The sequence below is a fragment of the Microbacterium fluvii genome (assembly GCF_025515205.1).
Classification (GTDB): domain Bacteria; phylum Actinomycetota; class Actinomycetes; order Actinomycetales; family Microbacteriaceae; genus Microbacterium; species Microbacterium fluvii.
On sequence record NZ_JAOPFX010000001.1, the window covers coordinates 836791 to 849459 of the forward strand.

Genomic DNA, 12669 nt, shown 5'->3' on the forward strand with positions numbered 1-12669 from the left:
GGAGCCCCGTGACCGAACCTGCTGCACGCGCCTGGCGCGTGGTCTTCGACAAGATCGAGAACGATCTGCTGGAGGGCCGCTATGGCCCTGGCGATCGCCTGCCCCCCGAGCGAGAGCTCGCCGCCACCCTGGGAGTGGGCCGCTCGAGCGTGCGCGAAGCGCTGCGCGTGCTCGAGGTCATGGGCCTCATCAAGACCGGCACGGGGTCTGGCCCGACGTCGGGCGCCATCATCATCTCCACGCCGCACGGGGGACTGGCCGCCTTCCTGCGCCTGCAGGTCGCGGCAAAGGGGTTCGAGATCAGCGACGTCGTCGACACCCGCCTCATCCTCGAGGCGTGGTCGGTGGGCCATCTCGCCGCAGACGACCACCGCGATCTCGGCGAGGTCGCCTCGACCCTCGAGGCGATGCGGGTGCCGAACCTCACTCCGGAGGAGTTCCTGGCCCTCGACGCCCAGTTCCACCTGAGGCTCGCCGATGCCGCGGGCAACACCATCGTGGCCGCCACGATGGGGGGCCTGCGCAGCGCCATCGAGAGCTATGTGCAGCGCGGCGCGTCCGCCGTCGAGGACTGGCCGGCCATGGTGGCGCACCTGGTCGCCGAGCACGACGGCATCATCGCCGCCATCGAGGCGGGCGACGCCGACACCGCCCGTGAGCTCGTGCGCGCCCACATCACCGGCTACTACGCCGCCACCGGCCTCTCCCGCGTCTGACGCGCGTCGACACGACATCCGACAACAAGAAGGAAGCACCCATGGTCCAGCGCCAGCTGCCCAAGCCCGCAGAGCTGCTCGAGCTCATGCAGTTCAAAAAGCCCGAGCTCGACGGCCGCAAGCGCCGCCTCGACGCGGCTCTGACGATCTCCGACCTCCGCACGATCGCGAAGCGTCGCACGCCGAAGGCCGCGTTCGACTACACCGACGGCGCGGCGGAGGGCGAACTGTCGCTGGCCCGCGCTCGGCAGGCGTTCCAGGACATCGAGTTCCACCCGGGCATCCTGACCCCCGCGCCCGATCTCGACACGTCGGTCGAGATCCTCGGCGGGCCATCGGCCCTGCCGTTCGGCATCGCCCCGACCGGGTTCACCCGCCTCATGCAGACCGAAGGCGAGACGGCGGGGGCGGGAGCGGCCGGTGCCGCCGGCATCCCGTTCACCCTCTCGACCCTCGGGACGACGTCGATCGAAGACGTCAGGAAGGCCAACCCGCACGGGCGCAACTGGTTCCAGCTGTACGTCATGCGCGATCGTGACATCTCATACGGGCTCGCCCGTCGCGCGGCGGCGGCCGGCTTCGACACGCTGCAGTTCACCGTCGACACTCCGGTCGCAGGGGCGCGCCTGCGCGACAAGCGCAACGGCTTCTCGATCCCGCCGCAGCTGACTCTCGGCACGATCGTCAACGCGATCCCGCGGCCGTGGTGGTGGATCGACTTCCTGACGACCCCGAAGCTCGAGTTCGCCTCGCTGTCGACGACCGGCGGCACCGTGGGGGAGCTGCTGGACGCCGCGATGGACCCGACGATCAGCTACGAGGATCTCGCGGTGATCCGTGACCTCTGGCCAGGCAAGCTCGTCGTCAAGGGGGTGCAGAACGTCGAGGACTCCAAGAAGCTGGTCGACCTGGGCGTCGACGGCATCATCCTGTCCAACCACGGCGGGCGTCAGCTCGACCGTGCGCCGATCCCGTTCCACCTGCTGCCGAAGGTCGTGCGAGAGGTCGGCAAGGACGCCACGATCATGATCGACACCGGCATCATGAACGGCGCCGACATCGTGGCCTCGATGGCGCTCGGCGCCAAGTTCACCCTCATCGGCCGTGCCTACCTCTACGGCCTCATGGCCGGTGGCCGCCAGGGCGTCGACCGCACCATCGCGATCCTGCGCAGCGAGATCGAGCGCACGATGCGACTGCTGGGAGTCTCGACGATCGCCGAGCTCGAGCCCAGGCACGTCACGCAGCTGCAGCGCCTGTCGCCGGTCGCCCAGCCGGCCGCGCGCGCACCGCGACGCGTCGCCGCGAAGTAGCCCCGAGCCCCACCCCGCTTACGGTCACGACGCGCCGCGTCGCAAGCCGCGTCGCACGGCGCGTCGCGACCGTAAACAGAGTCAGAGGGTGGGGATGAGCCGTTCGAGATACTCGGCGGTCTCTTCCCACCCCTCGACGGCCTGGCACCGCACCCCCATCGCGAGCACCGGGTAGTCGTTGCCGTCGGGGTCGAGCCGGTCGCCGACGAACAGCATGTCGTCGAGATCGATGCCGGTCTGCTCGGCGAGGCGGGCCATGCCGTAGGCCTTGTCGATGCCACGCTCGGTGATGTCGACCGAGGTCGATCCGCCGGAGCGCACCTCGAGGTCGGGGAGCAGGTCGGCGACGGCCGCGCGCAGCGTGTTCTTCTTGTGGCCGGTCGGGTCCCACGCGGTCTTGGCGTGCACAGGGGCGGTCTGCCCCAGCGCCGAGAAGGTGATCTGGGAGCCGCGGTCCTCGAGGATCTCGCCCCAGGTCTCGCTCTCCCACAGCCCGAGCCGTCGCGCCTCGCCCTCGACGGCGGCGAGCGCGCGCGTCTTCTGGTCGTCGCTGAGCGTGCGTGCATAGACCGTCGTGACGTCGCCGTCGCTCAGCCGGTAGTACTGCGTTCCGCACGTGGGCAGCAGGTGGAAGCGCGCCAGGACGGATGCCGAGGCCTGCGGCAGCCGGTCGACGACCTGTGCGCGGAACTGCCCGAGCTGCCCGCCGGAGATGATCGCCACCTCGACGCGCTCGGCCAGCGCCACCAGCAGATCACCCATGCGCGGGTCGATCGCCGTCTTCGACGGGGCGAGTGTGTCGTCGAGATCGAAGGCGACGAGTCGGGTGGGCACGGCTCTCCTCAGGCTATGTGAAAGGCCCCGCCTGGCGGCGGGGCCTTTCTGTGCTGGTCGGGGTGACAGGATTTGAACCTGCGGCCTCTTCGTCCCGAACGAAGCGCGCTACCAAGCTGCGCCACACCCCGTTTTGCAACCCTCCGAGTCTACCCGATGTCGGAGGCTGTCTCGTACGCGCGGGGGGTCAGGGTGATCACGGAGACCTCCGGGCGGCATCCGAAGCGCACCGGCGCGTAGATGGAGTGGCCGAGGCCCGCGCTCACGTTCAGCGGCACGGTGCGGCCCTCGTGGGTCCAGGTGCTGAGGCCCCGCGCCTGATCGAGCGGGATGTCGCAGTTGGCCACGATGGCCTTCGGAGAGAACGGGATCCGCACCTGCCCGCCGTGGGTGTGCCCGGCCCACAGCGTGTCGGCGCCGAGGTCGACGAAGGCGTCGAGCACGCGCCGGTACGGCGCGTGGGTGACCCCGAGGGTCAGGGCGGCCTCGCCGGTGGAGCGCAGGTGCGACAGCATCCCCGGGAGCACGTCGAGGTCGTCCCACCCGCGGTGCGCATCGCTGACGCCGAAGACGTCGAGGCGCATGCCGAGCAGGTCGAGCGAGCCCACCGCATTGTTGAGGTCGATCCAGCCGAGGTCGTCGGCGAGGTAGCCGTCGAGCGCTCCGGTGTCGAGCGGCTCTGGCGTGGGCGGCACGCGCGACGGGCCGGTGAAGTACTTGAACGGGTTGCGGGGACTCGGCGCGATGTGGTCGTTCGAGCCGTGCACGAACACACCGGGGATGCCCCGAAGGGGAACGAGCGCACGACGCAGGCCCGCAAGACCGTCGACGTGACCGAGATTGTCACCCGTGTTCACGACGAGATCTGGGCGCTCCTGGTCGGCCAGGCGGGCGATCCAGTCCTGCTTGCGGCGCTGCCACGGCGCCATGTGCGCGTCGGAGAGATGCAGCACCCGCAGCGGGGGAGCGCCCACGGGCAGCACCGCGAGTTGGTGCCGGCGCACCGTGAACAGGTAGCGCTCGATGCCGACTCCCCACGCCGCTGCGCCGACGCCGACCGCCCCCACCGCGCCGAACGCGGTGAGGGCGGTCTTCATGCCCTGCGTGGCCAACGGCTCAGCCGTCGCGTCCGCCGCCGCGGTCGCTTTCGCCGCAGTCCTTGTGCGCGTAGTTGATGGCGACGCTGTCACCGGAGCCGACGACCTTGCCCGCCGCCGGCGAGGTGCCGGTGGCCGTGCCGTTGCCCTCGGTCGATCCGTCGGCCGAGCAGCTGCCGGCTGTCGGGTTGAGTCCCGCCGCGCGCAGGGTGTTCGCCGCATCCTGCACGGATTGGCCAGCGACGTCGGGGACGCTCACTCCCTTGCCGTTGCTCGGCGAGATCGTGACGGTCGATCCGCCGGCGACCTTGCCCGCGCCGGGGCTCTGGTCGACGATCGTGCCCTTGGCCTCGACGGCGTCGACGGAATCGCCCACGGTCACGTTGAATCCGAGGCCCGTGAGCTTGGTCTTCGCCTCTTCGGTGGACAGTCCGATGACGCTGGGAAGATCGGTGAGCACGCGCTTGGTCAGCTTGGCCGACGGATCGGGGAACGCCGAACCGGGGTAGAGGTCGTTGGCCACGCGCTGGATCGCCGGGGCGATCTTGTGGCGCAGCTGCGACACCTGCCAGCCATTGGCCCACCGGTGGAAGATGTCTCCCTTGCCGGTGGAGTTGCCCACCCACACGGCCGTGGCCACGGCCGTCGACGACTCGACCATCCACGTCTGGTAGCTCTCGTGGGTACCGGTCTTGCCGATCATCTGCGTGCCGTCCCACGGGTTGGAGGCCGAGCCGGTGCCGCCGTAGGCCATGACGCCCTTGAGGGCGTAGGCGGCGGTGGCGGCGACGTCCTCGTCGAGCACGCGCGTGCACGACGCCTCGGGCAGGTCCATCTTCTCGCCGTCGGCGTCGAGCACCTTGTCGATCGCCCGCGGCGTGCAGTACACGCCGTTGTTGGCGACGGTCCCGTAGGCGGCGGCCATCGCGATCGGGGTGACGTTGTTCGAGCCGATGATGTCGAACTGATAGTTCACCTCGACGGGATCGCCGTTGCCCCGCGTGACGCCCATCTTGGCGGCCACCTTCTCGATGTCGCAGAGGTCGAGCTCCTGGGCCATCGCGAAGTAGCCCGAGTTGAGCGAATCGCGGGTGAACTGCATGGGAGTGCCGTAATAGCCGCCCACGTTGTTGAAGTTCCCGACCTTCTCGGTGGGGGTGTAGTTGCCGCCGCACGAGTTGGTGAAGGTGCCGAAGATCCGGTTGCGGCCGTTGAGGTACTCGTTGACGGAGTGGCCCTGCTCGAGCCAGTCCACGAGAGTGAACAGCTTGAAGGTCGATCCGACCTCGAACCCTGTCGAGCCGCCGGTGTTCTCGTCGCCCGCGTAGACGAGCGACGAGTAGTCCGGATCATCCGCGTGCGCGGACGACTCGCTGAACTTGGTGTTCTGGGTGATCGAGAGGATGCGGCCGGTCGAGACCTCGATACTCACCGATGCCGCGCCGAACTTGCCGGTCTTCACGCCCGTCATGCCGTCCAGCGACGAGGGCGCGGAATCCTTCATCGTCTTGACGGCGGAGTTCTGCAGCTCGTAGTCGAGCGTCGTGTAGATCTTCAGACCGCCGCGCTGCAGCGTCTTCATGCGGTCGTCCTTGTTCGCGCCGAATGCCTCATCGGTGCGGATGACGTTCTTGACGTACTGGCAGAAGTACTGCGCGTTCTTGGCGGCGGCACAGCCGGTCGTCGGCTGGGTGATGTCGGGCTCGACGTCGGCGGCGACCGCTTCGTCGTGCTCCTCCTGCGTGATCTTGCCGTCGTCGAGCATGCGGTCGAGCACGTAGTTGCGGCGGTCCTTGGCGAGGGAATAGCCGTCTTCCTCGCTGTTGATCGCGTTGCCGTCGGCATCCGTCGTCGATCCGTTCGGCAGGTCGATGCGGAACGTGTTCGGGTTCTGCACCATACCGGCCAGGGTCGCCGCCTGGGTGAGGCTCAGATCGGCCGCCTTGACGCCGAAGTAGTAGCGGGCGGCGGCGTCGATGCCGTAGGTCTGCCCGCCGAAGTTGGCGATGTTGAGGTAGCCGAGCAGGATGTCGTTCTTCGAGTACTCCTGCTCGAGGGCGATGGCGTAGCGCATCTCCTGGAGCTTGCGCTGGTAGCCCTCGGTGCCAGAAGACTCGGTCGCCTCGGTCCAGCACTGGAGCGCCTCGGCGTCGTCGGCGGCCTCCCACTCGCAGCGCTGCACGAGCACGTTCTTGACGTACTGCTGGCTGATCGACGAGCCGCCGCGCGTCGAGTTGCCGCGGAGGTTGCTCACCAGGGCGCTGACGGTGCCGACGATGTCGATGCCGCCGTGCTGGTAGTAGTTCTTGTCCTCGCTGGAGAGCACGGCGTCGTAGACGACCGGGTTGATCTGGTCGAACTCCACCGGCGACCGGTTCTGGTCGTAGAACTTCGTGAGCGTGACCCACTTGGTGTCGTCGGAGTTCCGTGCGTAGATCGTCGACGGCAGCATGAGCTTGTCGATCTTCAGGACGCTGGGCAGGTTCTCGAACAGCGAGATGGCGCTGGTCGTCGCCGCTCCTGTCAGGGCGATGGCGGGGGTCACGGTCGCGGTGATCAGGAGCCCGGCGACTGCGCTCAGGCCGATCAATCCGAGGAACCCTCCGAGCACGCCGCTGGCCGTGCGTTTCTTCTGAGGCATAGGCTTGATCGTAAGGGAGATTCCTGGGGGATCCCCTGACAGACCTGCCCGTTCCGCCAGATCCACAGGGAGCGCCGATGACCACCTGGGAGTACCTCACCACTCCTCTTCTCATCCACAACACCGCAGCGATCCTCAACAACTGGGGCAAGCAGGGGTGGGAGCTGGTGCAGGTCGTGCCCGGCCCTGAGGGGGGCCTCGTGGCCTATTTCAAGCGCCCGAGCGGCGGTGGAGCCGCCAACGCCGGCCTCGGCGCCGCCGCCCAGGCGGCCGCCCAGTTCGGGGAGGCGTGATGAGCGTCTCGGCGAAGCTCGCAGAGCTCGGCATCGAACTGCCCGCCGTCGTGCCGCCGGTCGCGGCCTACATCCCGGCGAAGGCATACGGCGACCTCGTCTATACCGCCGGCCAGCTGCCGATGGTGGCGGGCGCCCTCCCCGCGACGGGCAAGGTCGGCGACGGCCACGGCCTCGTTCCTGCGGCGGATGCTGCCGCCTACGCCCGCCAGTGCGCCCTCAACGCGATCGCGGCGGCCGCCGCCGTCGTCGGTGGCGTCGACGAGCTCACCGGGGTCCTCAAGGTGACGGGCTTCGTCTCGTCGGTTCCGGAGTTCACGGGGCAGCCCGGCGTCATCAACGGAGCGAGCGAAGTGCTGGCCGAGATCTTCGGCGACGCCGGTCGCCACGCCCGCTCCGCCGTCGGGGTGCCCGTGCTGCCGCTGGACAGCCCCGTCGAGGTCGAAGTGGTGTTCACCACGCGGGGCTGACCAGCATCCGCACTACTTCACCTGGGCCGAGATCACGCTCATGACCGCGGTGTCGGCCAGGGTCGTGGTGTCGCCGACCTCTCGGCCCTCGGCGACGTCGCGCAGCAGCCGCCGCATGATCTTGCCCGAGCGGGTCTTGGGCAGCTCCCCGACGATGTAGACGTCCCTGGGGCGGGCGATCGGCCCGATCTGCTCACCCACCCACGTGCGCAGCGCGTCGGCCAGGCCCGCGGGGGAGTGCGCGTCGAGGTAGCTCTGCTTGACGATCACGAACGCGACCACGGCCTGTCCGGTCGTCTCGTCGGAGGCGCCCACGACGGCCGCCTCGGCGACGGCTTCGTTGCCGACCAGGGCCGACTCGATCTCGGTGGTCGACAGGCGGTGGCCCGACACGTTCATGACGTCGTCGACGCGCCCGAGGAACCACACGTCGCCGTCGTCGTCGAGCCGGGCGCCGTCGCCGGCGAAGTAGTAGCCCTGCTTCTGGAACTTCTGCCAGTAGGTCTCCACGAACCGCTCAGGGTCGCCCCAGATCCCGCGGAGCATGCTCGGCCAGGGCTCGGTGATCACGAGCAGCCCGCCGTTGCCGGTGCCCACGTGCGCGCCGTCTTCGTCGACCACGTCGATCGAGATGCCGGGGAGGGGGACCTGGGCGCTGCCCGGTTTGGTCTCGGTGACGCCGGGGAGGGCGGAGACCATCATGGCGCCGGTCTCGGTCTGCCACCACGTGTCGACGATCGGCGCCTTCTTGTCGCCGATGATCTTGCGGTACCACATCCACGCCTCGGGGTTGATGGGCTCTCCCACCGAGCCGAGCAGCCGCAGGCTCGACAGATCGAACTTCGCCGGCACCTGGCGGCCGATCTTCATGAACGAGCGGATCGCGGTGGGCGCCGTGTAGAGGATCGTCACGCCGTACTTCTGCACGATCTCCCACCAGCGGCCGGGATGCGGCGTGTCGGGCGTGCCCTCGTAGAGCACCTGGGTCGCGCCGTTGGCGAGCGGTCCGTAGGTGACGTAGGAGTGGCCGGTGATCCATCCGATGTCGGCGGTGCACCAGAACACGTCGGTGTCGGGGTGGATGTCGTGCACGACGCGGTTGGTGAAGGTGGCCTGGGTGAGGTAGCCGCCCGAGGTGTGCAGGATGCCCTTGGGCTTTCCCGTGGTGCCGGAGGTGTAGAGGATGAACAGCGGGTTCTCGGCCGGGAACGGCTGGGCCACGTGGTCGGCGGCCGCCCGCGGCACGACGTCGTGCCACCAGAGATCGCGGCCCTCTGTCCACTCGACGGCGTTCTCGCCGCGGCGCACCACCAGCACGTGCTCGACCGTCTCCTGCACGCCCGAGCCGTTGCGGTCGGCCAGCGCCATGTCGACGGCCGGCTTGAGCGGCGACACCTTGCCCTTGCGCCAGCCGCCGTCGGCGGTGATCACGAGGCGGGCTCCGGCGTCGTCGATGCGCGCGCGCAGGCTGTCGGCCGAGAACCCGCCGAACACGACCGAGTGGATGGCGCCGACCCGCGCGACGGCCAGCATCGCCGCGATCGCCTCGGGGATCATCGGCATGTAGATGGCGACGCGGTCGCCGTGGCCGATGCCGAGGTCGCCGAGCACGTTGGCGAGGCGCTTGACCTCGTCGGTGAGCTCCGCGTAGGTGACGCGGCGCTCGTCGCCCTCAGGCTCACCCTCCCACAGCAGCGCCACGCGGTCGCCGTCACCTGCTTCGACGTGCCGGTCGAGGCAGTTGTAGGCGACGTTGAGCTCGCCGTCGGCGAACCAGGTCGCGAACGGAGGGTTCGACCAGTCGAGCACCTCGGTGAAGGGCGTGTGCCAGTGCAGCAGGTCGCGCGCCTGATCGGCCCAGAACGCCTCGCGATCGGCGGCCGCCCGCTCATAGAGAGAGGCATCGGCGACGGCGTCTGCGGCGAACTCGGCAGACGGGGCGAACTTGCGGCTCTCGGTGAGGAGGTGATCGATCTGGCTGCTCATCCGGCGCTCCTTTGCGGCGATGTGTCGGGGTGTGGCGAGGGGCGCGGGCGCGCTCCGATCCCCCAGGGAATGTACCCAGCCGCATCGGTGCGACACTACCGCCGATAGTGGGTGCCGACGGGGTGGGCGACACAACTGATATATCGCATCGCGGGGCCGTGTTTCTTTTGGAACGTTGCCGCAAGTTGCGTAGGATCGTGCACGGCCGAACATCGATTCTGGCAGCGCGACACCCGACTCACCCCCCGAACAGGGTGTCGCTTGTGGCGGCATCCCATTCCCCCCATGGGATGCCGCCCTCTTTTTGTTCGGGGTCCTTGTTGATGCGGACGGATGGGTCCTCCCCAGGGGTCGATCTGCCCCGTTCGATGCACCGATCCCGCCCCGCGCCACCCGCGCGCACCGCGGCGCTTCTAGCGTCTGGGCATGCCCGATCCCTTCGTCGTCCGGCCCCGCACCCCTCGGGCGCCGGACCCGCGGGGTGCCGCGGCGGCGACCCGAGAGCGCGCACCCCGCAGCGCGCCCGCCGCAGCGCGGCATCCCGCGCTCGCACCGCTGGCACCGTTTCTCAACGACCCCGAGGTGACCGACCTGTTCGTCAACGGCGAGAGCGGGCTGTTCATCGACCGCGGCGCCGGTGCCACACGCGTGCCGGAGTGGTCGGCGACCGAGTCAGAGGCGCGCGCGCTGGCGGTCGCCCTCATCGCGCTGGGCGACCGACACCTCGACGACGGCGCGCCCGCCGTCGACGTCAAGCTGCCCGGTGGTCTGCGCGTGCATGCCGTGCTGCCCCCGGTGTCGGCCGAGGGCACGGCCATCTCGATCCGCGTGGCCAGGCTCCGCCGCCCCGATCTCGACCGTCTGCAGCGGCTCGGCATGTTCGACGACGCGGCGCGACACGGCCTGGAGCGCTGCGTCGGCCGGCGCGAGAACCTGCTCGTCACGGGCGCCGCGGGGGCAGGGAAGACGACGCTGCTGGCCGCCCTGCTGTCGTGCGCCGAACCGCTCGAGCGCATCGTGACGGTCGAAGACCTGGCCGAGCTGCAGCTCGACCACCCGCACCACGTGCGCCTCGAGGCGCGCCAGCCCAATCTCGAGGGCGCGGGGGCGATCACCCTCGCCCGGCTCGTGCGCGAGGCACTGCGCATGCGCCCCGACCGGCTCGTCGTCGGCGAGTGCCGGGGAGAAGAGGTGCGGGACCTGCTCGGAGCGCTCAACACCGGCCACGACGGCGGCGCCGGCACTCTGCACGCCAACAGCATCGCAGATGCCGCCACCCGGCTCGAGGCGCTGGGGGCGCTGGCTGGGCTCGACGACGCGGCGCTGGCCCGTCAGGTCAGCAGCGCGATCCACCGGGTGCTGCACGTCGAGCGCGGCAGCGACGGTGTGCGTCGGCTCGCCGGAGTCGGTCGCCCGGTGCTCGACGGTGCCGGTCGGCTCTCGATCGTCGAGGCGTCGTGGCCGTCGTGACGAGGGCGCGCCGAGCGACGGATGCGGTCGCCGACAGCGCCGACACGGTGCTGCGATTGGCGGTGCTGCTGCAGGCCGGTGTCACGCCGGCACGGGCGTGGGGACACCTCGCCTCGAGCGGAGACCCTGCGGCCGGGCGCATCGAGGCGCAGCTCGCCCTCGGCACTCCGCTCGCCGAGGCCGTGCGTGTGGCGGCCGCCGGAGCCCGGGGTGACGGGTGGGATGACATCGCCGCGGCGTGGGAGGTGGCGACCACGGTCGGCGCGCCGCTCGCCGAGACGCTGCGCGGCCTGTCTGTCGCCCTGCGCGACGCGCAGCAGACGACAGACGACGTGCGCGTCGCGCTCGCCGAGCCCGCCGGCACGGCGCGCCTGCTGGGCTGGCTGCCACTGGTCGGCGCGGGTCTGGGCGCGGCGCTCGGCTTCGACACCGTCGGCGTGCTGTTCGGCACGCTCGGCGGGCTGGCATGTCTCATCGGCGGTGGCGCCCTCGCCCTCGCCGGGCGCGGCTGGAGCGCGCGACTCGTCGCGCGGGCCGCCCCGCCGGGCGGCGTACCTGGCATGGGCGCCGAGCTTCTCGCGATCGCGCTGGGGGGAGGCGTGTCGGTCGAGCGCGCGGGCGACATCGTCGCGCACGCTCGCCGCGGGCACGACGGGGCGCTCGCGTCGACGGAGCCCGACACCGCCGGCATCCTTCGACTGTCGACCGAGGCCGGGGTGCCGGCGGTGGAGCTGCTGCGGGCATCGGCTGTGCTGGCGCGTCACCGTGCCCGTGTCGAGGGGCGTCTGGCCGCCGCGCGGCTGTCGGGGCGGCTGCTCATTCCGCTGGGCGTGTGCACCCTGCCGTCGTTCGTGCTGCTGGGAGTCGCCCCCATGCTGCTGAGCGTGTTCGCGGCGGTGCCGCTGCGCATCTGACCCGTGCCCGAGAACCCACCCATGAAGGAGAGAGATGTCCATTCCCCGATTGACCCGCCGCCGCTCCGCGCGCCTGTTCGCCGACGACTCCGGCGCCGCCACCGCCGAATACGCGATCGCCACGATGGCTGCCGTCGCCTTCGCGGGGCTGCTGGTGGTCATCATGAGATCGGATGAGGTGCGCGGCATCCTCACCGACCTCGTGCGCCGAGCCCTCACGGTCGCATGACGCGCCGCCGTGGCGACGAGCGGGGGTCGGTGGTGGCCGAGTTCGCCGTCGCGCTCCCCGCCGTCGCCGCGGTGATCCTGCTCGGCGCCGCGGGGCTGGGCGCGGCCGCACTGCAGGTGCGCACTCAGGACGCCGCCGCCGACGCCGCGCGTCTGCTCGCGCGCGGCGAGTCCGACGCCAGAATATCGGCCGCCGTCGAGGCCACGGCGCCCGGCGCCGCGTGGTCGGGGTCGGACCGCGGCGACCTCGTGTGTGCGACCGTCTCGGCGCGGGCGAGCCTGCCGCTCTCGGTCTCGGCGACGTCGTGCGCCCTGGCGGGAGGGGGCTGATGGCGGGAGGGATGCTGGGGCTCGGCGCCTGCGCCTGTGCGGCCGGGCTCGCGCTCGGACTCGTCGGCGCGGGGGCGGCAGCGGCCTTCGGCCAGCGCCTCGCGGGGGTCGCCGACGCGGCGGCGCTGGCGGCGGCCGATGCGGCGAGCGGGGCCGCCACCGGTGTGCCCTGCGAGCGTGCGCAGCAGGTGGCGGAGGCCGCCGGCGTCACCGTGCGCGCGTGCGACGTGGACGGGCTGATCGCGACGGTGACGGTGGGCGGTGTGTTTTTGCGGATGGACGCGTCGGCCCGAGCGAGAGCCGGACCGGCCCTGCCGTGACCCTGTGGTCTCACAGCCCTCTCATGGTCGGGCGGTGTGTATGGTGTGCATCGAAGA

Annotated in this window: 13 protein-coding genes and 1 tRNA gene; 9 read left to right on the forward strand and 5 right to left on the reverse strand. The window is 70.6% G+C overall.

Features of this window, described 5'->3' with window-relative positions:
- The first annotated feature begins 8 nt into the window (after positions 1 to 8).
- Entirely contained in the window at positions 9 to 716 is a 708-nt protein-coding gene (locus tag OAW74_RS03720; protein WP_262872988.1) for a FadR/GntR family transcriptional regulator, read from the forward strand.
- Positions 717 to 757: 41 nt separating this feature from the next.
- Positions 758 to 2029, forward strand: coding sequence for an alpha-hydroxy acid oxidase (locus tag OAW74_RS03725; protein WP_262872989.1), 1272 nt, complete (start codon positions 758 to 760; stop codon positions 2027 to 2029).
- An 81-nt stretch (positions 2030 to 2110) separates the two neighbouring features.
- Here OAW74_RS03725 and OAW74_RS03730 read toward each other — a convergent pair whose 3' ends face one another.
- The 4 genes from OAW74_RS03730 to OAW74_RS03745 form a co-directional block, all read right to left on the reverse strand.
- Positions 2111 to 2863 carry an HAD-IIB family hydrolase gene (locus OAW74_RS03730; protein WP_262872990.1) on the reverse strand — a complete coding sequence of 251 codons (753 nt, stop codon included), beginning with the start codon at positions 2861 to 2863 and terminating at the stop codon, positions 2111 to 2113.
- 54 nt (positions 2864 to 2917) lie between these two features.
- Positions 2918 to 2994, reverse strand: a tRNA-Pro gene (locus tag OAW74_RS03735).
- Between the two features lie 18 nt (positions 2995 to 3012).
- Complete coding sequence (locus OAW74_RS03740) at positions 3013 to 3960, reverse strand: metallophosphoesterase (RefSeq protein ID WP_262873913.1); 948 nt, start codon at positions 3958 to 3960, stop codon at positions 3013 to 3015.
- Positions 3961 to 3979: 19 nt separating this feature from the next.
- Entirely contained in the window at positions 3980 to 6601 is a 2622-nt protein-coding gene (locus tag OAW74_RS03745; RefSeq protein WP_262872991.1) for a transglycosylase domain-containing protein, read from the reverse strand.
- Between the two features lie 77 nt (positions 6602 to 6678).
- Between OAW74_RS03745 and OAW74_RS03750 the strand changes: the two genes are divergently transcribed.
- Complete coding sequence (locus tag OAW74_RS03750) at positions 6679 to 6894, forward strand: DUF4177 domain-containing protein (protein ID WP_262872992.1); 216 nt, start codon at positions 6679 to 6681, stop codon at positions 6892 to 6894.
- Entirely contained in the window at positions 6894 to 7364 is a 471-nt protein-coding gene (locus OAW74_RS03755; RefSeq protein ID WP_262872993.1) for a RidA family protein, read from the forward strand. Before OAW74_RS03750 ends, OAW74_RS03755 begins: the two co-directional genes overlap by 1 nt.
- A 12-nt stretch (positions 7365 to 7376) precedes the next feature.
- On the opposite strand, the gene acs is transcribed toward OAW74_RS03755, so the two are convergent.
- Entirely contained in the window at positions 7377 to 9350 is a 1974-nt protein-coding gene (gene acs / locus OAW74_RS03760; RefSeq protein ID WP_262872994.1) for an acetate--CoA ligase, read from the reverse strand.
- A 426-nt stretch (positions 9351 to 9776) separates the two neighbouring features.
- On the opposite strand from acs, the gene OAW74_RS03765 reads away from it, so the two are divergent.
- The 5 genes from OAW74_RS03765 to OAW74_RS03785 are packed head-to-tail and all read left to right on the forward strand — an operon-like array spanning position 9777 to position 12612.
- Positions 9777 to 10820 (forward strand): TadA family conjugal transfer-associated ATPase, encoded by a 1044-nt coding sequence (locus OAW74_RS03765; RefSeq protein WP_262872995.1) that lies wholly within the window; start codon positions 9777 to 9779, stop codon positions 10818 to 10820.
- A complete protein-coding gene (locus OAW74_RS03770; protein WP_262872996.1) occupies positions 10808 to 11734 on the forward strand; it encodes a type II secretion system F family protein in 927 nt (308 codons plus the stop codon). Before OAW74_RS03765 ends, OAW74_RS03770 begins: the two co-directional genes overlap by 13 nt.
- Positions 11735 to 11768: 34 nt before the next feature.
- The gene (locus OAW74_RS03775; protein WP_262872997.1) at positions 11769 to 11963 is read left to right on the forward strand and encodes a DUF4244 domain-containing protein; all 195 of its coding nucleotides are present in this window, start codon (positions 11769 to 11771) and stop codon (positions 11961 to 11963) included.
- Positions 11960 to 12292, forward strand: coding sequence for a TadE family type IV pilus minor pilin (locus OAW74_RS03780; protein ID WP_262872998.1), 333 nt, complete (start codon positions 11960 to 11962; stop codon positions 12290 to 12292). Before OAW74_RS03775 ends, OAW74_RS03780 begins: the two co-directional genes overlap by 4 nt.
- Positions 12292 to 12612 carry a helicase gene (locus OAW74_RS03785; RefSeq protein ID WP_262872999.1) on the forward strand — a complete coding sequence of 107 codons (321 nt, stop codon included), beginning with the start codon at positions 12292 to 12294 and terminating at the stop codon, positions 12610 to 12612. The genes OAW74_RS03780 and OAW74_RS03785 overlap by 1 nt, the downstream gene beginning before the upstream one ends.
- Positions 12613 to 12669 lie beyond the last annotated feature (57 nt).